A 20,500-nucleotide genomic window follows, 5' to 3' on the forward strand; every position below is an offset into this window, starting at 1 on the left:
GAAGCTTCAGATTTGATGGCCTTGCAGGATGTTGTTGGCGAGTGCGTACCAGAGCACGACAGCGCGGACCTTTTCGATGCCGCGCACGGTCAGTTGCCGCAGGTTCCAGTTTCGCCAGCGGGCATGGATGCATTCGCAGATCGAGCGAAGCTTGTACTGAGCCTTGCCGGCCTCGCTAGCCATCCGAGCCCGCCAAGCCAGGACACCCGGGCCATCCCCGCGCCGCGGCAGGGAGGGATCGGTGCCGTGCTTGGATTGTGTCGGTGGACAGAAGACCTCAACTCCCTGGCTGTGCGCCCATTCGATGTCGTGGGCGCTGCTAAAGCCGCCGTCGACGAGATGGCGCCCCGGAAGACGACCAATCCGCACGCGCGTCCGCTCGAGCATCGGCCGCATGAGGCCGCGGTCTGAGCCGGCATTGGTGATCTCGAACCCGACGACGATCTGCTCTCCGGCCACGCTTGCCACTTGCAAATTGTACCCCGGGCGGAAGCCGCCATCGGCCATCTTCATGACGCGCGCCTGTGGGTCCGTGGTGGAGGCGCGCGGCTCCTTGGGCGTCTTGCCGTTGTTGCGCTCTTCCGCGCGCGCTTGACGCTGGCGCTTGATCTCCTCAAGCGCTGCCTGTGCCGCCTTCAGCCGCTGCGCGCGCTCACGTGCTGCGCGCTCCTTGGCCGCCTTGATGCGCTGGTTGCTCGCGTCGGAGCGCGCATCGACCTCTCGCTTGAGTTCCTCCACGACCCCCTGCGCCACCCCCAGATGCCGGTCGAGGGTTGCCTGGCGCCGGAACGAGGCTGCTCCGGCGCTCGCCCGAATCCGCACGCCATCCTGCGCCAGCGTGTCGAGATCGACTAAGCCGACTTCGGCCAGCGCCGCCAGATGTTCTGCCAGCAGCCGGTCGAGCAAATCGGCATATCCGACCCGGAAGTCCGCCAGCGAGTGATAATTCACCGACACCCCGCCGCACAGCCAGCGATAGACATCGTGGCTCTCGCACAGCCGCTCCAGAGCCCGGGCACTCCCCACCCCCTCGCTGGTCGCATAGAGCCACAGCGCCAACAAAAGTCGCGGCGAGGTCGCCGGATGACCAGGCCTGTGGCCCCGGGCCTTGATCCGATCCTCAAGCTCGCTCAGGTCGAGACCTTCGACATAGGACCAGATCACCCGCGCCGGATGACCCTCCCCAATGAGGCTCTCGATATCGACCGCTCGCAGCTCAACTTGATCGCGCTTCGGTTCGCGCAGCCGCGGCGAGCCCAACGGCGCCCCATCAGTTTGCGGCTTCGACCGCTCAGGCAGTTCTCCGAACAGCTTGTCCCCGGCCATCTTCCATCCCCCGCAACTCGCTCCGTGCAGAGAATCACATCCCGACCGAACCGGCTACATCGGCAGTCTAAAACAGGAAAAATTCACACGCTCTGAGGAGCGCGCACTTGCGCGCGTCTCCAAGGGTCGACGGCCCCGGCCGGGCCGTGCATCCTTCGAGACGCGCTGCGCGCTCCTCAGGATGACGGTGCAGGGTCAGCACCCGCGGTTCAGCGCCTCGCTAATGCGTCGCGCCGGCGGCAATCGGATCGAGCCCGCTCTTGACCAGCGCGTCGCGCGCGTCCGGCGAGGCGAGGAAGCCGATCAGCGCCTTGCCGGCATCGGGCTCCTTCTAGACGGTCGCGATGCCGGCGGAGAACACCGTGATCTTCTGCAACGGCTCCGGCAGCGGACCGACGATATCGATGCCGGCAACAGGCTTCAACTCGGAGATCTGCTGCAAGCCGATCTCGGCCTCGCCCTTGGCCACGATCTCGCCGACCGGGGTTGCCGGGATCATCCTCGCCTTGTCCTTCATCTGATCGGCGATGCCGAGTTTGCCGAACATCTCGGTCGAGACATAGACGCCGCTGGCGCTGTCGGAATAGGCGACCGATTTCGCCGCCAGCAGCGCTTGCTTGACTGAATCGGCCGAGCTGATGTCCGGCTGTGGCGCGCCTGATTTGACCGCGATGCCGATCGGCGACTTCACGAGGTCGACGCGGCTGTCGGCCACCACCTTGCCCTGCTTGATGAGGTCACCCAGCGCATAGCCGACCATGATCAGCACGTCGGCCGGCTCGCCGCGCGCCAGCCGCACCGGAATGGCGTTGGTCGTGGTGCCCATCGACGGCCCGAAGGCGGTCACCACCTTGTGCCCGGTCTTGCGCTCGAATTCCGGCACCAGCGCCTTGTAGGCCGCCGTCAGGCCGCCCGAGATCATGACATGGACTTCGGCGGCGGATGCGGCCGACGTGAGGGCGAGGGTGCCGATGACGGCGAGCGTGAGGACGCGGAAGGCGGTGGCGGCGCGCATGGAGTTTCTCCCTGGACGATTCTTGGGAAACAGGTCGTCGTAGGCGGGGAGATTACTGCGCGAGGGAATGCGTGACTAGGGTTGTGCCGCCGTCATTGCGAGGCGCGAAGCGACGAAGCAATCCATCCCCAGCTGGAGATATGGATTGCTTCGCTTCGCTCGCAATGACGGGAAAGACCGCCGCGATTCACTCACGAATTCACATGCACGAAATCGCGCAGCAGCGGGTAGATCTCGTTGTTCCAGCGCTTGCCGGAAAACACGCCGTAGTGGCCAACGCCGGCCTGCATGTGGTGCACCTTGCGATAGGTGCGCACGCCGGTGCAGAGGTCCTGGGCGGCGAGCGTCTGGCCGATCGAGCAGATGTCGTCCTTCTCGCCCTCCACCGTCATCAGGCCCATGCGCCGGATCGCCGCCGGATTCACTGGGCGGCCCCGATGCATCAGCATGCCCTGCGGCAACAGATGCTCCTGAAACACATCGCGCACCGTCTCGATGTAGAATTCCGCCGGCAGATCCATCACGGCGAAGTACTCGTCGTAGAAGGTCTTGATCACCTTGGCCTTGGCGGTCTCGCCCTTGGCGAGATGGTCGGCGAGGTCGATGTGCTGCTTGATGTGACGTTCCAGGTTCATCGAGACGAACGCCGTGAGCTGCACGAAGCCGGGATAGACCTGACGCAGCGCGCCCTTGCACTGCATCGGCACGTAGTTGATCAGATTGTCCTCGAACCATTTGATCGGCTTGCTCTTGGCGAATTCGTTCACCTTGGTCGGCAGGATCCTTGTGTCGATCGGTCCGGCCATCAGGGTCAGCGATGCCGGCCGCGCCGGATGATTATCTTCGGACATGACCGCGGCTGCCGCCAGCGCCGACACCGACGGCTGGCAGATCGCCACCATATGCGCGCGCGGGCCGAGCTGGCCGAGGAAGTCGATCAGGTGGTCGGTGTAGTCCTCGAGCCCGAAGCGGCCCTCCTGGCGCGGGATGTCGCGCGGATTGTGCCAATCGGTGATGTAGACGTCGTGGTCCTGCAGCAGCGTCTTCACGGTGCCGCGCAGCAGCGTGGCAAAATGGCCGGACATCGGCGCCACCAGCAAGAGCCGCGGCTGCTCCGGGCCGTCCACCTTCCTGAAATGCAGCAGCGAGCCGAACGGCGTCGCGTAGGCGACCTCCTCAGTCACTTGGTATTCCCGGTTGCCGGTGGACACGCTGCCGATGGCGTAGTCAGGACGGGCGTAGGTCAGGGTGGAGCGCGAAATCAGCTCAAGCGCCGCCGCGAGCCGGCCGTACACCCGGTCGGCGGCGCCCTGCGGCACCAGATTGAGGTATTTCAGCGCCGCTGCAGCCCCGGTCCGCCATGGCGCGGTGAGGTCCATGTGGTTCTGATAGGCTTGGTACATCATTGACATCATACGCATCCGCCCCTGGCCCGGCTGGCTATGCAATATCGACGCCAGAGCGGGGGCGGGGTGCCCGGCAAATTGGCACGTGGCTTGCTGCAAAATTGAACGGCTCCGGGGCGCGGCGGCTGGACCGGCGCGCGGTCACCGGGGACAAGGACGCGTTCAGGCGTGAGGATCCGATATGGCGAAAGCGACACTCACCATCAGCAGCAAGAATTATTCGTCCTGGTCGCTGCGCGGCTGGCTGCTGGTGAAATTCGCCGGGCTGGAATTCGAGGAGGTGGTCACCGCGCCCGATGACGCCGCGGCGCGGGCCGAACTGCTGCTGCTGTCGTCGTCGATCCTGGTGCCCTGCCTGCGCCACGAGGGCGCGACCGTCTGGGATACGCTGGCGATCGGCGAGTATCTCAACGAGGTCATGCCACACGCCGGGTTATTGCCGGAGGACCGGATCCAGCGCGCGCATTGCCGCTCGATCTCGGGCGAAATCCATTCCGGCTTCACCACGCTGCGGTCCTCGCTGCCGGTCAACCTCAAGGGGCATTTTCCCGGCTTCAAGATCTGGTCGCGGGCGCAGGCCGATATCGACCGCGTCTGCACCATCTGGCGCGACTGTCTCGGCAAGTCCGGCGGCCCGTTCCTGTTCGGCGAACGCCGCACCATGGCGGACGCGATGTATGCGCCGGTCGTGACCCGCTTCATGACCTATGACGTCAAGCTCGAACCGGCCCTTGCGGTGTATGCCAGCGCCATCATGACCATGCCCGAGATGCAGGAATGGATCGAGGCGGCGAAGGCGGAGCCGGCCGATGTCGAGGAGCTCGAGGTCGAATATTAGGCAGCGCGCGCCCGGCCTGCCCGCGGCGGCGGCTCAAGCTCCAGGCAAGCCTTGCTCAATGGACGTGCCTTCGGCGTCCAGCACCGGCTGCGCGCGGCGGGCGCGCCCGGCAGCCGCCGAACGCAAATATGTGCCTCGCGCCAAATGCTTCGGCGGCGATATCGGCGCAGGGCGGGACCGATCGCCGCAGCACAATCGGGCTGGCAAGGATTTCGCATAGCAACAAGCGAGCTGTGACCGCGACGATGCGACGCTGCCGAAAATTTGGACGCTGAGCCCGCGCCGCGATCTCGCGAACACGAGAACCGTGGAGGCTTGAAATGAACCAGCACGCCGTCGTCAGCAAATTCTCCCACGTCAAACCCAGTGACACCGAGTTCAAGGGCGGAGGTCTGCGCGACTTCTTCCTGTATCGCGATCTCGGCATCGCCGATGCCACCGGCGGGCAGGTGATCTGCCATCTGGTCAAGGCCAATCCCGACCTGCCGCCGGAACAGGGCACCGGCTGGCACAAGCATCTGTGCGATTTTCAGATCGTCATCATGACCAAGGGCTGGGCGCGCTTCATGTATGAGGACAAGGAGACGCTGGTCGAGGCCGGCGACGTGATCCATCAGCGGCCCGGCATCACCCACTATCTGTTCGATTACTCGAAGGACATGGAATACCTCGAGATCGTCAGCCCCGCCGATTTCAAGACCGTGGATGTGCCGCCCGCAACCGAGACCGTGCCGCCGGTGACGCCGTGGAAATGATCGCGAGGAGGGAGCGCAAATGTCGTCCGCGGAGGAATTAACCTTTGTCGTCGGCCGCTGGCTGCGGCCGATCGTCATGCTTCTGTATGTGGTGCGCTGCCTCGGACTGACGACCACATCTAGCCGTGAACAACGGAGTACGTTGCTCGATCAGTGATTCGGACGCGGTTCGTTCCATCCACGTTCCAAATCTTAAAACGCCTCGCGTGCGCGTCGCGTTTTGAAACAGCGCGCCAATGCGCCCTCAGGCCATGCCCGCCTGCTTCACGCGTGGCATGCGCCAGGCGATGACGTTGACCTCCAGCGCGCCGCCGGTTGTGTCGTTGCGCCACTGGCCGTCGATGAAGCGGCAGGCGAACGGCAACTGATACGTTCCGCTGTGATCCTCACAAAGCACTTCCACGCGTTGGTCCGGCGAAGGTTCACCATTGCCGTCGAATTGCGCCAGCCGTTTTTCGCGCGTAGCCATACGATCTGTCTCCACTGCCCAAGGTCGAGCCAAAAGGGGTCGAACCAAACTAGTTCCGAAGGCCCCCGTCCCCACGAGTAGTCCCCGTAATGGGTCAAGCACACCGCTCGAATGCGGTTTCAGTGTGGTATGTGTGCCTGGCTTTCAGCGTCGCGAGCACAAAACTGTGAATGACGCATGTGATTGGGGATGCCGATGATCGCGCGTTTCGTTGTTGCCTTGCTCGTGCCGCTTGCACTCGGCTTCGTCGGAACCGCGCATGCGCAGGACGTTCCCGGTATCGAGATCTGCACCGTCGAGAAGACGATGGAGCGGCGCACCAGCTGTCTGCAGAGCAACGTCGATTTCCTGCAGAAGACGATCGGCAAGCTCGCATCGGATCATCAGCAGAAGCTCGACGCCGCCAACCGGCAGATCGAGAGCCTGAAGAGCACAATCGCGGGCTTGCAGAAGCTCGTCACCGATTTGCAGGCGGCGCAGGTCAAGCTGACCGAAGACCTGAAGAAGAAAGCCGACGTGCCGCCGGCGAAGGATGCGACGCCGACCGCGAAGGATGGGACGAAGTAGGCAAAGTCCATCGGCAGTCTCTTCGCCTCTCCCGCTTGCGGCAGGGCTGTCCGGGGAAGTTCAACCATAGCAGAGTTCCATCTGGTCGAGGGACGTTGTGGATTTGCGACGGCCAGGGTTGATTGGCGGAGGCTTTTCGATGCTGGCGAAGGCTCGCCGGGTGAACAGGAACTGGCTGACGAGTTCGGCGAGCCTGAGCGGCAGCATTTTGATGCAATTGGTCCGCGCGGCAATGCGCAACAGTAGGTAGGCAATCATCGCAGCAAGGACTTGCAGGCGGATTGCATTGTCATTGGTGCCGAGGAACTTGCGAATGTCGAGGTGTTGCTTGATCCAGCGGAACAGCAGTTCGATCTGCCACCGGCTCTTGTAGAGGGCGGCGATCTCGACAGCCGTTCGGGTCGTGTCGTTGGTGAGAAGCGTGATCACGCTGCCGTTCTCCCGCCTGACCTTGATGCGCCGCAGCGGTATCGGCAAACGCGAGGCGCCCTTACTGGTGAGCTTCACCTCGTCGTCGACGATGATCTTGAAGCCGTCCCCCTTGCTGTTGCGGATGGTGCGATGCCTGACCGCGCGTAGCCGGATGCTCGTCTTCGGCCGGGTCACGAAGAAAGCCTTGCTGTCATTGATCTTATGCCACCAGTCGAAACGGCAATATCCCTTGTCGAACACATAGGTTGTGCCGGCCTGGATCGGAGTCTGGCGACCGATCTCGATATCGTTGACGTTGGCAGCCGTCACCTCGACGCACTTCGGGATATCGCCCTTGGGATCGTAGACCACGTGCAGCTTCATGCCGCGGATGCGGCCGTTCCACGCCGCCCAGGTGCAAACTTTGCCAAGCGGGATCGGACTGGCATCGATCAGGCGCACCATCTCCGTGCCTTCGCCCCGCAACTGCCGGCTTGCCATCGCCGACAATCGTGCAAAGGTTTGCGCAAAAATGCTGGACGGGCGGCGGCTGTTGGCATCCGACAGTGTCGAGCGGGACAACCTGCCGGTGCCCAGGTGATAGTGATGCTGAGGATTGGCGTTGAAGCCGGTCACCACGGCGCGCAGGCTGTTGTTCCCGCTCAACTGCGCATAGATCAGCGCTACCAGGTGATCCCAGCTCTTGAACGACTTGTCATAGGCATCCCCGTCCAGACGATCCACAGCCGCCTGAAACTGCCGCCGATTGATCGGTTCAAGCAGCCTACTAAAAATGCTATCGCGAAATCGCATGCTCGGCCTTCTGTGTCTCGACAACCAGAAAAGACCGATTTGCCTCGGTTTCGCCGAGCATGCACCGCGACACAGTGAATCATTCCCCGGACAGCCCTGCGCTTGCGGGGGAGGCCGTATCGCATCGTCAGATGCGATACGGGTGGGGGGTCTCTCCACGATCTGACTCGTGGAGAGAGCCCCCACCCCAGCCCTCCCCCGCAAGCGGGAGAGGGGGCGCACCGTTGTCGCGGCTCGCAGCTTACGGCTCACGCCACCCGATACGTCTCCATCACATCGCGATCCGGCTCGTAGCCGAGCCCGGGGCCCTGCGGCACGGCGACATGGCCACGGGCATCGACGTCGATGCGGTCGCCCCACAGGCAGGCGGGGCGCTTCATGAAGAACACTTCGATCAGGCCTTCGTCGCGGATCGCCATCAGATGCAGCGTGGCGAGGAAGCCAGGTCCGAAATAGGGCGAGTGCGGAATCACCTGGACGCCGAACTCGTCGGCGAGCACCGCCACGCGCAGGAATTCGGTGACGCCGCCGACCTTGATCACCGATGGCTGCGCGTGACTGACCGCGCCCGCGGTCATCATCTGGCGGAATTGATGCACGGTGCAGGCGTTCTCGCCGGCCGCGATATCGAGCCGGCCTTCTCTCCGCACCTCGGCGAGCGTCGCAAAATCCTCCGGCGGCCAGATCGGCTCCTCCAGGAACATCGGTGCGGCCTGCTTGCAGTCGCGGGCGAACTGGATCGCCGCCGGTCCATCCAGCGGACAATTCATGTCGATCATCAGCGGCACGCCGGGGCCGATCGCTTCGCGCGCCGCGGCAACGGCCGGCACGGTGGTCTCGTGCAGCTTGATCGCGGCGTAGCCGAGCTTGATCGCCTTCGTGCACTCGGCGGCGATGTGCGAGGGATTGCCGATCCGCATCAGGCTCGCATAGGCCGGAATCGTGTCGCGCTTGGCGCCGCCGATCAATTGATGCAGCGGTACGCCCTTCACCTTGCCGGCGAGGTCCCACAGCGCGATGTCGAGCGCCGAGATCGCAAACATCGTGATGCCGTAGCGGCCGAACAGATGCAGATTGCGCTGGATCTGCTCCATCGCGGCGGGAATGCTGGCCGCGTCGGGCACCTCGAGGCCGCGGGCCTGCGGTGCGATCATCTCGGCCACCGCCGCGCAACTCGTCTTCGGGCAGACATAGGCGAAGGCATCGCCCCAGCCGGTCAGGCCGGCATCGGTCGAAACCTCGACCAGCACCATGTCGAGCGCCGAGATCGCGGAAGCGCCTTGGCGGAAGCTCGCAGGGCCCGCGTCATAGGGAATGCGAATATGGTGGGCGCGGACGTCGGTGATTTTCATTGTTGTTGTCCTTCCGATCGCAGGATGTAGCAGGAGCTCGTGACGGCCGGAGGCGGCAGCCTGGACGGCGTTGCTTCGGCTCGCCTGGGTTCCAGCCATCGCAGCTCTTGCTTGTGGCAAGCGTTGCTCGTGACAAGTCTTGCTCGTGAATCGTGTCGAAGACGTGGATGCCCGGCGTGGCGCCGGGCATCACGAACTCCGAAACTGTCGAGAAGGCTGCTACGAACTCTTTTCGCCGCTCATGACGGGGCCGAACCGCTCCCAGCTCTCGCCCTTGAAGCGCATCATCTGCAACTGCTCGATCGGTGCATAGTCGTCCGGTCCGGTCTTGATCTTGGTGCCGGGCAGATAGATGCCGATCTCGAAGTTGAGGCTCGCCGCCTGCTTCATCAGGTTCTCGCGGGTGAGGTTGTCGCCGCATTGCCGCAACACCTGCTCGAGCCCCTTGGCGACGCCGTAGCCGAACACGGTCGAGGCGTCGTTCTGGTCGCCCTCGGGATACCACTTGGTCATGAAGGCGCGCCACTCGTTCATGGCTGGATCGTTCTTCCATTCGTGATCCGCGGGATCCTTCAGATACTGGGTCGACAGTATGTCCTGGCTCGCCTCATAGCCGGCCGGCTTCATCACGCCGCCGATCGAGACGGAGACGTTGGTCAGGAACTGGACCGGATGCCAATCGAGCTCGGCGGCCTTCTTGATCGCCTGCGCCGCGAATTTCGGCGTCGCGATGTTGACGAAGATGTCGGGGTTGGCGCCCTTGATCTGCACGATCTGCGAATCCACCGTCGGCGACGTGGTCTCGTACGAGGATTCGACGACGATCAGTTTCTTGGCCGCGTCGCCGAGCCCCTCATGCAGGCCGATCAGATAATCCTTGCCGAAATCGTCGTTCTGGTAGAGCACGCCGATGGTCTTGCCGGGATATTTCTGCAGGATGTATTTGGCGTAGATGCGCGCCTCGACCTGGTAGCTCGGCTGCCAGCCCATGGTCCACGGAAAGTTCTTCGGATCGTTCCACTTGGCGGCACCGGTGGAGACGAACAGCTGCGGCACTTTCTTGGCGTTCATGTATTTCTGGATCGCGGTGTTGCCCGGCGTGCCCAGCGGGTTGAAGATCAACAGCACCTCGTCGCTCTCGACCAGCTTGCGGGCCTGCTCGACCATCTTCGGCGGGCTGTAGCCGTCGTCGTAGGAGACGAAGTTGATCTTGCGGCCGTTGATGCCGCCCTCGCTGTTGACCTTGTTGAAATAGGCCGCTTCCGTCTTGCCGATCGTGGCATAGGCGGATGCCGGGCCCGAATAGGGCATGATGTTGCCGACCTTGATCTCGGTGTCGGTCGCGCCCGGATCGTATTTCTTCTGGGCGTTGGCTGCGCTGGCGACGGCGATCGTCAAAAGCCCCGCAAGCGCCGCAGACTTGACGCAGTTGACATAGCTCAGGCGTTGGTGGTGCATCATTGTTCTCCCTGACATGCTGGCCGCGGCTCGTGCAGTCTTGATTTTCGGGCAGCTTGGTGAGCCGTCGGATCGATGCAGCTGCGAGTATGCACGATTGCAGCGGTGTTGCCAGCGACGGCTTTGCGGTAAAATTTCGCGGAGCGGAACCACAGTTTCGCGGCCGCGCAGCAAGGACTGTCAAACGCCGTGCGCCGCGGCCACGCATGATGCCCGAGCTTTGCAGGAAGGCCGTCGTCCATGAATCCAGCCCAGAAGGCGCTCTGGTACATCGAAAGCCACCTGCGCACGTCGCTGACGCTCGATGATATCGCGGTCGTTGCCGGGGTCTCGCGCTTCCATCTGGTGCGGGCGTTCGCGGAGGCGACCGGGTTTTCGGCGATGCGCTACGTGCGGGCGCGCCGTCTCAGCGAGGCGGCGCGCGAGCTGGCGGCCGGTGCGCCCGACATTCTCACGCTCGCGCTGGATGCGGATTACGGCTCCCACGAGGCATTCACCCGCGCGTTTCGCGACCATTTCGGCGTCACGCCGGAGACGGTGCGCGCGACGACGTGCCTGACCAAGCTCAAGCTCCAGGAGCCGATCACCATGATCTCGACCGCTCTCGATCACATCGATCCGCCGCGCATCGCGACCGGCAAGGCATTTCTCGTCGCCGGCATCGGCGAGCGCTACAACCACGCCAATGACAGCACGGCCGGCATCCCGAACCAGTGGCATGGCTTCCACCAGCAACGCGCGCATATTCCCCGCCAGGTCGGTAACGTTGCCTATGGTGTCTGCTGCAACGGCGACGATGCCGGCAATTTCGATTACATCGCGGGTGTCGAGGTCGCCGATTTCTCCGACCTGCCGCGCGAGTTCGCGCGGGTCCGGATTCCCGCGCAGAAATACGTGGTGTTCACCCACGCCGACCACATCTCGACCATTCGCCGCACCGTCAACACGATCTGGAATCGCTGGTTGCCGCAATCCGGCATGAAGGTCGCGGACGCGCCGAACTTCGAGCGTTATGACGAGAAGTTCGACAAGAACAGCGGCAACGGCGGGCTCGAGATCTGGGTGCCGGTGGAGGAGTAGGCGCCTACTCGTATCACAAATTCGATGTCGTCCCTGCGAAAGCAGGGACCCATCACCACAGATATTGATGGTGGTGCGCTGCCGGAACGGCGAGTCCCGCCTGCAACATCCGCCGCGGCGTATGGATCCCTGCTTCCGCAGGGACGACACCGGTTATGAGGCTGCGAGCTTGGCATGCTGAATCAATGCGACCTTGCCAGGCAGAACGCCACGACCTGTTCCAGCGCCGTCTTCATCGGCGAGGACGGGAACAGCGCCAGCGCGTCGACCGCCATTGCGCCGTAGTGCTGGGCGCGGCTGATGGTGTCCTCCAGCGCGCGGTGCTTGGTCATCAGCCCGATCGCGTGATCGAGATCGGCCGCGCCGATCTCGCCGCGCTCGAGTGCGCGGATCCAGAACTGGCGCTCGGTGTCGTTGCCGCGGCGGAAGGCGAGCACCACCGGGAGCGTGATCTTGCCCTCGCGGAAATCGTCGCCGACATTCTTGCCGAGTTTTGCGGATTTGCCGCCATAGTCGAGCACGTCGTCGACGAGCTGGAAGGCGATGCCGAGATTCATGCCGACCGAGCGGCACGCGGTCTGCTCGGCCTTGGGCCGGTTGGCGATCACGGGACCGACCTCGCAGGCCGCGGCGAACAGCTCCGCGGTCTTGCCGCGGATCACGGCGAGATACTCGTCCTCGGTGGTCGCGGTGTTCTTGGCGGCGGCAAGCTGCATCACCTCGCCCTCGGCGATGGTGGCGGCGGCCGCGGAGAGAATGTCGAGCGCGCGCAGCGAGCCGACCTCGACCATCATCCGGAATGCCTGGCCGAGCAGGAAGTCGCCGACCAGCACGCTGGCCTCGTTGCCCCAAAGCATCCGCGCGGACAATTTGCCGCGGCGCAGCTCGCTCTCGTCGACCACGTCGTCGTGCAGCAGGGTCGCGGTGTGCATGAACTCGACCGCGGCGGCGAGCTTGATGTGGCCGTCGCCTGTGTAGTCGGCGAGCTGGGCCATCGCCAGGGTCAGCATCGGGCGCAGCCGCTTGCCGCCGGAGGAGATCAAATGATTGGCGACCTCGGGGATCATGGTGACTTCGGAGCCGGTCCGCGAAAGGATGGTCGCGTTGACGCGCTCCATGTCGGCGGCGACAAGTCCCACCAGCCCGTCGATCGAAGCATTGGACGGGCTTTCGAAGGGTACAATAACCGCCACGCTGGTCTCCAATTTTGCCGAATTCGCACTATCCTCAGCTATAACAATAGAAACTGCGCGGTGCAGCGGCAAGGCCACGAAGTTGTTGACATGTGACGCATTGGCCGCACAGCCGGGCGGAGAGGAGAGTGGATTTTGCGGGAATTGGTACGGACCAATGACGTGGTGCTGGTCTCCGCCGTCGGCGCGCTGCTCGACAGCGCTAACATCCATCATCTGGTGCTGGACCAGAACATGAGCATCATCGAGGGCTCGCTCGGCGTGCTGCCGCGGCGGATCCTGGTGCACGAGGACGACAACCACAAGGCCCGCCAGCTCCTGACCGATGCCGGCCTGGGCCACGAATTGCGGGCCAATGAGTAGAGCGTTTTCAAGCGAAATTGGCCCGGGTTCGCGTGAAGAAAACGCGTCAAGAAACGAGTCTCCGGCCGCTGAGATCACCGAAGACGGATTCCTCGGCGGGCAATTGCGGCTGCGGCAGCCGCGCAGCGGCCATCGCGCCGGCCATGACGCGATCCTGCTGGCCGCGGCGACGCCGGCCCGATCAGGCGAGCGCGTCGTCGATCTCGGCTCCGGCGTCGGCGCCGCCGGGCTGGCGGTGGCGCGGCGGGTCAGCGGGATCGATCTGGTTCTGGTCGAAATCGACCCGGCATTGGCCGAGCTGGCCCGGAATAACGCCAGCGCGAACGCGATCATGGCCGAAGTGATCGTGCTCGATGTCGAGGCCGGCGCCTCCGCTTTCGATGATTTTGGCCTCTCGCCCGATAGCGCCGACGTCGTGCTGATGAACCCGCCGTTCAACGATCCCTCAAGGCATCGCGCCTCGCCGGACGGCGTGCGGCAGCGCGCCCATGTCGCGACCGCGACCACGCTTGCTGGCTGGGTTCACGTGGCGCGGCGGATCCTCAAGTCGAACGGGCAGCTTGCGATGATCTGGCGGGCCGACGGAATTGCCGAGGTGCTGGCCGCGCTGGACCGCGGCTTCGGCAGCCTCGAGATCCTGCCGGTTCATGGCGAGGCGGCCTCGCCGGCGATCCGAATCCTGGTGCGGGCCACCAAGGGCGGCCGGGCGCCGACGCGGCTGCATGCCGCGCTGCTGCTCAAGGAAGAGTCAGGTGCGCCCAATAAATGGGTGCAGGAGATCTTGGCTGGGAAGGGGGAATTGCCGCTGGCGCGGCGCTGACGGGCAGGGACGCTGCCCGCGTCGTGCTGGCACTAAATCACTGCGGGGCCGTTTCCGACTGGTGTTCCGGCCTGGATGTGAAGTGGATCGCCGTGAGGAGCGTACCGATCAGCAAAATCAGCAGGTAGATCTTCATGGTTTCCTCTCCGCCCGCGCGTTGCAACCCCAATGACAAAATGCAAAACGCGTTCCACGAAATCCAATGACACTGGCGTGATAAAAAGTGGTTAATTCGAGGTAACGGCATGAATGAACAAACAAGTGATCGCCAAGGACATTCCGGAGCGCATTCTGAAGGACGTTCGGGATGGCTCGAAAGCGTGCAGGGAATGCTTCCGGCGCGGTTCAGGCCCGGCATTACTGTCGTGCCGGTGGTGCGGCTGTCAGGCGTGATCGGCGCGGTGACGCCGCTGCGGCCAGGCATGACGCTCTCCGGCGTCGCCAAGATGCTGGAGCGCGCCTTTGGCACTCGGAATGCCAAAGCGGTGGCGCTGGTGATCAATTCGCCGGGCGGCTCGCCGGTGCAGTCGCGGCAGATCTATCTGCGCATCCGGCAGCTGGCCGCCGAGAAGAAGCTGCCGGTGCTGGTGTTCGTCGAGGACGTCGCGGCCTCCGGCGGCTACATGATCGCCTGCGCGGGTGACGAGATCTATTGCGACCCGTCCTCGATCCTGGGTTCGATCGGCGTGGTCGGCGGCAGCTTCGGCCTCGAGGGGCTGATCAAGAAGATCGGGGTCGAGCGGCGGCTCTATACGGCGGGGGCGCACAAGGCGATGCTCGATCCGTTCCTTCCCGAGAACCCCGATGACGTCGCCCGGCTGAAGGCGATCCAGCGCGAGATCCATGCGATCTTCATCGCGCTGGTGAAACAGAGCCGCGGCAGCCGCCTGAAGGGGCCCGACGACGAGTTGTTCACCGGCGAATACTGGGCGGGCGAGACCGCGATCGGGCTCGGGCTTGCCGACGGGATCGGCGACCTGCGCGCGACGCTGCGGGCCCGCTATGGCGAGAAGGTGCTGACCCCGGTGATCGCGCCCGCGAGCGGCCTGCTGTCCGGCCTGCTCGGCCGGCGGGCGCCGGGGGCGGGCACGATGGCGGCGCTGGACGGGCTGGCAAGCTTGCCGGACGACCTGATCTCGGCGGTGGAAACCAGGGCGATTTGGGCCCGATTCGGGCTCTGAACACGGGGATTTGAGCGCGCCATTTAGCCTCAAAAGCGCGATTGCGGCGCAGGCTGCCTTGCGCGAGAATACCTTTTATTGGGGGCCTGACAGACGTGAACGACAAGGATCGACCGATGCCGCCGCTGATTGCATTCGCAGGCGTCCTGGGTGGCCTGGCCGTGGTCCGCTGGGCTTACAAGACGGCCGTCCGGATCAACCAGGAACTGGAAGAGGCGCGATTGTCCCGCGTGGCCGAGACCACGCGTGCGAGCGAAATCAAGACCCTGCGCCGCGACCCCGTGACCGGGGCCTATCGCCCGGGCTAGCAGGCTTTAAAACCCGCAAAATGGCGGTGCCGGATTTCCGGCATCGCCTTGATTCCATTGGCTGCCGCCGATACGGTCCCGCGCGCTTCAAAACCCCCTCGCGAGACCTGTGCTGACGATGGACGCTCTGCCTGACCACATGCGCCCGGAACGTTCGTTCCAGGGCTTCATCCTGGCTCTCCAGCGATTCTGGGCCGAGCAGGGCTGCGTCATCCTGCAGCCCTACGACATGGAAATGGGCGCCGGCACCTTCCATCCCGCGACCACGCTGCGTGCGCTGGGGCCCAAGCCCTGGAACGCGGCCTATGTGCAGCCCTCGCGGCGGCCCAAGGACGGCCGCTATGGCGAAAATCCCAATCGCCTCCAGCACTACTACCAGTTCCAGGTGATCATGAAGCCGTCGCCGCCGAACCTTCAGGACCTGTACCTGAAATCGCTCGCCGCGATCGGCATCGACGCCGCCGTCCATGACATCCGCTTCGTCGAGGACGACTGGGAGAGCCCGACGCTGGGCGCCTGGGGTTTGGGATGGGAATGCTGGTGCGACGGGATGGAAGTGTCGCAGTTCACCTACTTCCAGCAGGTCGCCGGCGTCGAATGCGCGCCGGTCGCGGGCGAGCTCACCTATGGGCTCGAGCGGCTCGCGATGTATGTGCAGGGCGTCGACCGCGTCTACGACCTGAACTTCAACGGCCGCGAGGGCGCCGAGAAGGTCACCTATGGCGACGTCTTCCTGCAGGCCGAGCAGGAATATTCGCGGCACAATTTCGAATACGCCGACACCGCGATGCTGTTCGAGCAGTTCAAGATGGCGGAAGAGGCCTGCCGCAAATATCTCGCCGCCGGCTGGCGCGAGGGAAGCAATTCGAAGGAACATCTGATGGCCTTGCCGGCCTACGACCAGTGCATCAAGGCGAGCCACGTGTTCAACCTGCTCGACGCCCGCGGCGTCATCTCGGTGACGGAGCGGCAGAGCTATATCGCGCGAGTGCGCGACCTGGCCAAGGCCTGCGGCGAGGCATGGATCCACACCGAAACGGGCAGGGCGGTCTGATGCCCGATCTCCTCCTCGAACTGTTCTCCGAAGAAATTCCCGCGCGCATGCAGGCCAAGGCGGCGGACGATCTGCGCCGCATGGTGACCGACAGACTGGTCGCCGAAGGCCTCGTCTACGAAGGCGCCAAGGCGTTCGCGACCCCGCGCCGGCTTGCACTCAGCGTGCACGGCATTCCTGCGCGCCAGCCCGATTTGAAGGACGAGCGCCGCGGCCCGCGCGTCGGCGGGCCCGAGCCCGCGATCCAGGGTTTCCTGAAGGCCACTGGTCTCACCTCGATCAGCGAGGCCAAGATCCAGACCGACCCGAAGAAGGGCGATTTCTACATCGCGCTGATCGAGAAGCCCGGCCGCGCCGCGATCGACGTGATCGCGGAAATGCTGCCTGTCATCATCCGCACCTTCCCCTGGCCGAAATCGATGCGCTGGGGCGCGCGCTCGGCGAAATCAGGCTCGCTCACTTGGGTGCGCCCGCTGCACGCCATCACCGCGACCTTCGGTCTGGAGACCGAGGAACCCGACATCGTCAAGTTCTCCGTCGACGGCATCGAGGCCGGGCAGACCACCTACGGCCACCGCTTCATGGCGCCGGGTGCGATCTCAGTGCGCCGCTTCGAGGATTACGAGGCCAAGCTGAAGGCCGCCAAAGTCATCCTCGATCCGCAGGCCCGCAAGGACATCATCCTCGAGGACGCCAAGGAGCTGGCGTTCGCCCAGGGCCTCGAACTGGTCGAGGACCAGGTGCTGCTCGACGAGGTTTCGGGTCTCGTCGAATGGCCGGTCGTGATGATGGGATCGTTCGAGAAGGAATTTTTGTCGATTCCCGACGAGGTGATCCGCGCCACCATCCGCAACAACCAGAAGTGCTTCGTGGTCAGGGATCCCAAGACCGGGAAATTGACCAACAAGTTCGTGCTGACCGCCAACATCGAGGCGCCCGATGGTGGCAAGACCATCGTCGCCGGCAATGAACGCGTGATCCGTCCGCGGCTGTCGGACGCAAAGTTCTTCTACGAGACCGATCTCAAGACCAAGCTCGAGGACCGGCTGCCGAAGTTCGAGCAGATCGTGTTCCACGAGAAGCTCGGCACCCAGGCAGAGCGCATCAAGCGGATCGAGCGGCTCGCCGCCGAGATCGCGCCACTGGTCGGCGCCGATGTCGAGAAGACCAGGCGCGCCGCGCGCCTCGCGAAAGCGGATTTGCTGACCGAAGTGGTCGGCGAATTCCCCGAACTACAGGGCCTCATGGGCAAGTACTACGCGGTGGCGCAGGGCGAGGATGCCTCGGTTGCTGCGGCAAGCGAGGAGCACTGGAAGCCGCAGGGGCCGACCGATCGCGTGCCGACCGATCCGGTGAGCGTTGCGGTGGCGCTGGCGGACAAGCTCGACACGTTGGCGGGGTTCTGGATAATCGATGAGAAGCCGACCGGATCGAAGGACCCCTTTGCGCTGAGACGAGCAGCGCTTGGCGTGGTAAGAACTATTCTGACCCTTAATCGTCCGTTGAACTTGCTCAAGCTCTTCGACGAAGCGTGTGCGCTGTTCCCGCCCAAACTGCCGGGGGAAGAAAATACGGAAGCCTACGCCGCGCATCTGATCTCGCAAAAGCCAGACACCGGGCTCGCGCGGTCGGAGAGGTACTATGTTTCGCTAGAGTTGCTGGGCTTTTTCGCTGACCGCCTGAAAGTCCAGTTGCGTGAACAGGGCGCCAGGCACGATCTTGTTGACTCAGTATTCGCGCTTAACGACGACGATGATCTCCTGCGCATTGTTCGCCGTGTCGAGGCGCTCGGCAAATTCCTCGACAGTGACGACGGCAAGAACCTGCTCGCGGGCACAAAACGCGCCAGCAACATCCTCAGCATCGAGGAGAAGAAGGACAAGCGTACCTTTGATGGCGCGCCCGACGCCGCGCTCTACAAGCTCGACGAAGAGAAGACGCTGGCCAAGGCGATCGACCAGGTGAAGGCCGAAGCCTCCGCCGCCGTCGCCAGGGAAGACTTTGCCGCCGCGATGAGCGCGATGGCGAAGCTGCGCCCAGCGGTCGATGCGTTCTTCGACAAGGTCAAGGTCAACGACGATGATCCGAAGGTGCGTGAGAACCGCCTGAAGCTGCTCAACGAGATCCGCGCCGCGACCCGTGCGGTGGCGGACTTCTCCAGGATCGAGGGCTGACCGATGGACCGCGCGACGCTCGCCGCTTACGACAAGGATGCGGCGGCGTTTGCGCAGGACTGGCACGAGCAGCCGACCCCTCGCGATCTGCAAGAGATCGTCGCGCGTTTCTTCATCAAGGGCGGCGCGACCGCCGATATCGGCTGCGGCAGCGGCCGCGAGGTGGCGTGGCTGAATGCCAACGGCTTTCCGGCCGAAGGCTTCGATGCCTCCGAGGGCCTGCTCACGGAAGCCCGTGCCCGCTATCCGACGCTGCGCTTCACCCGCGCCGAATTGCCCGAGCTATCCGGCATCGCCGCCAATAGTTTCGACAATGTGCTGTGCGAGACCGTGATCATGCATCTCGATCCCGCGCTGATCGCGCCGTCGGTGCGCCGCATGTTCGAACTCGTGAAGCCCGGCGGTATCTTCTATCTGAGCTGGCGCGTCACCAGAGGTGACGATGCGCGCGATGCGCATGGCCGGCTCTATGCAGCGTTCGATACGGGACTGGTGCGGGCCGAACTGGCGGCGGCCGAACTGCTGCTCGATGCGGAAGTCGTCAGCGCTTCATCCGGCAAGGTCATTCACCGCATCGCGGCGCGGAAGCGCAACTGATCCCATTCTTTGAAATATTTAGACACAATTCGCAATTTATTAACCATACCCTGCGAGGGTCCTGGCGAGTCAACGATTTCTTAAGAAATCGCCCCTCGCGCCAATGCAGGGACCTCCCCGATGACCTCGATCGGCACCACGCCCAATCCTTACGCCCAATATGGTTCGGCCTACGCACGGGCCGCAGCGACGCCCTCGCTGGCGGCGACCTTGTCAGGCGACGGCACCGCCGGCGACCTGTCGGCGTCCGCGACATCTGGCGCTGCAACCAATCTCACGCTGTCGGACGCCGCCCGCGCGCAGCTCGCCAAGGCGCCGCTGCCGGATTTTGCGACCGTCACCAACGACGTGCGCGTCACGCTCGACCGGCTCTACACGGTCGCGGGCGTGAAGAAGCCGATCGTCGACGGCAAGACCACCATCGATCTCTCGACACTTGATCGCCGCTCGTTGTTTGCGATCTCGACCAACAATGGCGGCAAGTTCACGCCGGACGAGCAGGCGGTCGCCGCCACCGAACTGAAGCAGCGCTTCGACAAGGCCTTGGCGCCGTCGCTTGCGACCACCCGCCTGACCGGCGACTACAGTGTCAGCTACAAGTCGGCGCTCGACTATCTCGACGGTGCCAGCGATGAGGAAAAGGCAACCGCAACCTGGGCCAGCCAGCGCGCCGCGGTGCTGAAGGGCCATCAGGCGACGCAGCAGGATCCGAACAAGGCGCCGACGGGAATTTCAGGCGACCCGGTCGCGGCGGCGCTGGCGGGAACCACGTCGCCCACGACGGGTAAGCCACGCGATTTCGGCAGCGTGGCGAGCGATGCGCGCGCATTCCTCGATCGGCAAAAGAGCGAGGCGGCGAAGAGCGGCAAGGAACTGGTTTACGATTCCCGCCGCAAGACCGGACAGCTCGCCGACCTGTCCTCGCTCGACAACCGCTCGCTGTCGGCGATCTCGCTGAACCAGGACAAGAAGTTTTCGGGCGAGGAGATCTTCGCGGCCAAGCAGGAACTCAACACGCGGACCCGTCTTGCCGTGCTCGATGCGCTGAAGCAGAGCCAGTCCGCGGGCGATCCGCGCCAGTTCAGCCTCGGCATCCTCAAGCAATATTCCTCGATGAGCGCGGAGGAGCGCCAGGCGGCCAACTGGACGCAGGATTTCCAGGACGCTGCGATCAAGAGCTACAAGTCGACCTCGACGCTGCTCTCGATCCTGAAATCGTAAGCCAGCACGGCATTCAAATCATCGCAACAGAAGAGCCCCGCCCGGAGGGGAGGCCGGGCGGGGCTTTCTGGTCCGGTCGATCTGCGCGCACATCCGCTT

General features: G+C 64.0%; 19 protein-coding genes and 1 pseudogene. 12 read left to right on the plus strand and 8 right to left on the minus strand.

Features of this window, described 5'->3' with window-relative positions; genetic code table 11:
* Positions 1-6: 6 nt before the first annotated feature.
* The 3 genes and pseudogenes from ACVW1C_RS31340 to ACVW1C_RS31350 all read right to left on the minus strand — a co-directional run bounded on the left by ACVW1C_RS31340 (position 7) and on the right by ACVW1C_RS31350 (position 3,756).
* A complete protein-coding gene (locus ACVW1C_RS31340) occupies positions 7-1,326 on the minus strand; it encodes an IS1182 family transposase (RefSeq protein WP_456756648.1) in 1,320 nt (439 codons plus the stop codon).
* Between the two features lie 220 nt (positions 1,327-1,546).
* A pseudogene (locus ACVW1C_RS31345) lies at positions 1,547-2,341 on the minus strand (substrate-binding domain-containing protein).
* A 191-nt stretch (positions 2,342-2,532) separates the two neighbouring features.
* Positions 2,533-3,756, minus strand: coding sequence for a polyhydroxyalkanoate depolymerase (locus tag ACVW1C_RS31350; protein WP_456763225.1), 1,224 nt, complete (start codon positions 3,754-3,756; stop codon positions 2,533-2,535).
* Between the two features lie 172 nt (positions 3,757-3,928).
* Between ACVW1C_RS31350 and ACVW1C_RS31355 the strand changes: the two genes are divergently transcribed.
* Both ACVW1C_RS31355 and ACVW1C_RS31360 read left to right on the plus strand, forming a co-directional pair.
* Positions 3,929-4,585, plus strand: coding sequence for a glutathione S-transferase (locus tag ACVW1C_RS31355; RefSeq protein ID WP_456761567.1), 657 nt, complete (start codon positions 3,929-3,931; stop codon positions 4,583-4,585).
* A 320-nt stretch (positions 4,586-4,905) separates the two neighbouring features.
* Positions 4,906-5,340 carry a cupin domain-containing protein gene (locus ACVW1C_RS31360; RefSeq protein WP_456761568.1) on the plus strand — a complete coding sequence of 145 codons (435 nt, stop codon included), beginning with the start codon at positions 4,906-4,908 and terminating at the stop codon, positions 5,338-5,340.
* Positions 5,341-5,584: 244 nt separating this feature from the next.
* Here the strand turns inward: ACVW1C_RS31360 and ACVW1C_RS31365 are convergent, their stop codons facing one another.
* Entirely contained in the window at positions 5,585-5,809 is a 225-nt protein-coding gene (locus tag ACVW1C_RS31365) for a hypothetical protein (protein ID WP_456761569.1), read from the minus strand.
* 195 nt (positions 5,810-6,004) lie between these two features.
* Between ACVW1C_RS31365 and ACVW1C_RS31370 the strand changes: the two genes are divergently transcribed.
* Positions 6,005-6,376, plus strand: coding sequence for a hypothetical protein (locus ACVW1C_RS31370; RefSeq protein WP_456761570.1), 372 nt, complete (start codon positions 6,005-6,007; stop codon positions 6,374-6,376).
* A 60-nt stretch (positions 6,377-6,436) separates the two neighbouring features.
* Here ACVW1C_RS31370 and ACVW1C_RS31375 read toward each other — a convergent pair whose 3' ends face one another.
* The 3 genes from ACVW1C_RS31375 to ACVW1C_RS31385 all read right to left on the minus strand — a co-directional run bounded on the left by ACVW1C_RS31375 (position 6,437) and on the right by ACVW1C_RS31385 (position 10,413).
* Positions 6,437-7,600, minus strand: a complete 1,164-nt coding sequence (locus ACVW1C_RS31375; RefSeq protein ID WP_456761571.1) for an IS4 family transposase — start codon at positions 7,598-7,600, stop codon at positions 6,437-6,439.
* Between the two features lie 248 nt (positions 7,601-7,848).
* Positions 7,849-8,952, minus strand: coding sequence for a mandelate racemase/muconate lactonizing enzyme family protein (locus tag ACVW1C_RS31380; protein ID WP_456761572.1), 1,104 nt, complete (start codon positions 8,950-8,952; stop codon positions 7,849-7,851).
* A gap of 219 nt (positions 8,953-9,171) precedes the next feature.
* Positions 9,172-10,413: an ABC transporter substrate-binding protein gene (locus tag ACVW1C_RS31385; protein WP_456761573.1), complete on the minus strand. Its 1,242-nt coding sequence runs from the start codon at positions 10,411-10,413 to the stop codon at positions 9,172-9,174.
* Positions 10,414-10,650: 237 nt separating this feature from the next.
* Between ACVW1C_RS31385 and ACVW1C_RS31390 the strand changes: the two genes are divergently transcribed.
* Entirely contained in the window at positions 10,651-11,490 is an 840-nt protein-coding gene (locus ACVW1C_RS31390) for an AraC family transcriptional regulator (protein WP_456761574.1), read from the plus strand.
* 182 nt (positions 11,491-11,672) lie between these two features.
* On the opposite strand, the gene ACVW1C_RS31395 is transcribed toward ACVW1C_RS31390, so the two are convergent.
* Positions 11,673-12,683, minus strand: coding sequence for a polyprenyl synthetase family protein (locus ACVW1C_RS31395; protein WP_176529732.1), 1,011 nt, complete (start codon positions 12,681-12,683; stop codon positions 11,673-11,675).
* A gap of 135 nt (positions 12,684-12,818) precedes the next feature.
* Here ACVW1C_RS31395 and ACVW1C_RS31400 point away from each other — a divergent pair, with 135 nt between their 5' ends.
* The 8 genes from ACVW1C_RS31400 to ACVW1C_RS31435 all read left to right on the plus strand — a co-directional run bounded on the left by ACVW1C_RS31400 (position 12,819) and on the right by ACVW1C_RS31435 (position 20,401).
* The gene (locus tag ACVW1C_RS31400; RefSeq protein ID WP_456761575.1) at positions 12,819-13,046 is read left to right on the plus strand and encodes a putative signal transducing protein; all 228 of its coding nucleotides are present in this window, start codon (positions 12,819-12,821) and stop codon (positions 13,044-13,046) included.
* Positions 13,047-13,062: 16 nt separating this feature from the next.
* Positions 13,063-13,866, plus strand: a complete 804-nt coding sequence (locus tag ACVW1C_RS31405; protein WP_456763226.1) for a tRNA1(Val) (adenine(37)-N6)-methyltransferase — start codon at positions 13,063-13,065, stop codon at positions 13,864-13,866.
* A 245-nt stretch (positions 13,867-14,111) separates the two neighbouring features.
* The gene (locus tag ACVW1C_RS31410) at positions 14,112-15,047 is read left to right on the plus strand and encodes a S49 family peptidase (RefSeq protein WP_456761576.1); all 936 of its coding nucleotides are present in this window, start codon (positions 14,112-14,114) and stop codon (positions 15,045-15,047) included.
* A gap of 116 nt (positions 15,048-15,163) precedes the next feature.
* Entirely contained in the window at positions 15,164-15,355 is a 192-nt protein-coding gene (locus tag ACVW1C_RS31415; RefSeq protein WP_050403245.1) for a hypothetical protein, read from the plus strand.
* A gap of 118 nt (positions 15,356-15,473) precedes the next feature.
* On the plus strand, positions 15,474-16,409 hold the full coding sequence (locus tag ACVW1C_RS31420) for a glycine--tRNA ligase subunit alpha (protein WP_456761577.1): 936 nt from the start codon (positions 15,474-15,476) through the stop codon (positions 16,407-16,409).
* Positions 16,409-18,583, plus strand: a complete 2,175-nt coding sequence (glyS, locus tag ACVW1C_RS31425) for a glycine--tRNA ligase subunit beta (protein WP_456761578.1) — start codon at positions 16,409-16,411, stop codon at positions 18,581-18,583. Before ACVW1C_RS31420 ends, glyS begins: the two co-directional genes overlap by 1 nt.
* Before the next feature lie 3 nt (positions 18,584-18,586).
* Positions 18,587-19,180 carry a class I SAM-dependent methyltransferase gene (locus ACVW1C_RS31430; RefSeq protein WP_456761579.1) on the plus strand — a complete coding sequence of 198 codons (594 nt, stop codon included), beginning with the start codon at positions 18,587-18,589 and terminating at the stop codon, positions 19,178-19,180.
* Positions 19,181-19,300: 120 nt separating this feature from the next.
* Positions 19,301-20,401, plus strand: coding sequence for a hypothetical protein (locus tag ACVW1C_RS31435; RefSeq protein WP_456761580.1), 1,101 nt, complete (start codon positions 19,301-19,303; stop codon positions 20,399-20,401).
* Positions 20,402-20,500 lie beyond the last annotated feature (99 nt).

Source organism: Bradyrhizobium sp. USDA 4011 (assembly GCF_054063415.1).

Coding starts and splice junctions, on each gene's coding strand:
- ACVW1C_RS31340 (WP_456756648.1), bottom strand. CDS start 1,326: ATGGCCGGGGACAAGCTGTTCGGAGAACTGCCTGAGCGGTCGAAGCCG.
- ACVW1C_RS31350 (WP_456763225.1), bottom strand. CDS start 3,756: ATGATGTCAATGATGTACCAAGCCTATCAGAACCACATGGACCTCACC.
- ACVW1C_RS31355 (WP_456761567.1), top strand. CDS start 3,929: ATGGCGAAAGCGACACTCACCATCAGCAGCAAGAATTATTCGTCCTGG.
- ACVW1C_RS31360 (WP_456761568.1), top strand. CDS start 4,906: ATGAACCAGCACGCCGTCGTCAGCAAATTCTCCCACGTCAAACCCAGT.
- ACVW1C_RS31365 (WP_456761569.1), bottom strand. CDS start 5,809: ATGGCTACGCGCGAAAAACGGCTGGCGCAATTCGACGGCAATGGTGAA.
- ACVW1C_RS31370 (WP_456761570.1), top strand. CDS start 6,005: ATGATCGCGCGTTTCGTTGTTGCCTTGCTCGTGCCGCTTGCACTCGGC.
- ACVW1C_RS31375 (WP_456761571.1), bottom strand. CDS start 7,600: ATGCGATTTCGCGATAGCATTTTTAGTAGGCTGCTTGAACCGATCAAT.
- ACVW1C_RS31380 (WP_456761572.1), bottom strand. CDS start 8,952: ATGAAAATCACCGACGTCCGCGCCCACCATATTCGCATTCCCTATGAC.
- ACVW1C_RS31385 (WP_456761573.1), bottom strand. CDS start 10,413: ATGATGCACCACCAACGCCTGAGCTATGTCAACTGCGTCAAGTCTGCG.
- ACVW1C_RS31390 (WP_456761574.1), top strand. CDS start 10,651: ATGAATCCAGCCCAGAAGGCGCTCTGGTACATCGAAAGCCACCTGCGC.
- ACVW1C_RS31410 (WP_456761576.1), top strand. CDS start 14,112: ATGAATGAACAAACAAGTGATCGCCAAGGACATTCCGGAGCGCATTCT.
- ACVW1C_RS31415 (WP_050403245.1), top strand. CDS start 15,164: ATGCCGCCGCTGATTGCATTCGCAGGCGTCCTGGGTGGCCTGGCCGTG.
- ACVW1C_RS31420 (WP_456761577.1), top strand. CDS start 15,474: ATGGACGCTCTGCCTGACCACATGCGCCCGGAACGTTCGTTCCAGGGC.
- glyS (WP_456761578.1), top strand. CDS start 16,409: ATGCCCGATCTCCTCCTCGAACTGTTCTCCGAAGAAATTCCCGCGCGC.
- ACVW1C_RS31430 (WP_456761579.1), top strand. CDS start 18,587: ATGGACCGCGCGACGCTCGCCGCTTACGACAAGGATGCGGCGGCGTTT.
- ACVW1C_RS31435 (WP_456761580.1), top strand. CDS start 19,301: ATGACCTCGATCGGCACCACGCCCAATCCTTACGCCCAATATGGTTCG.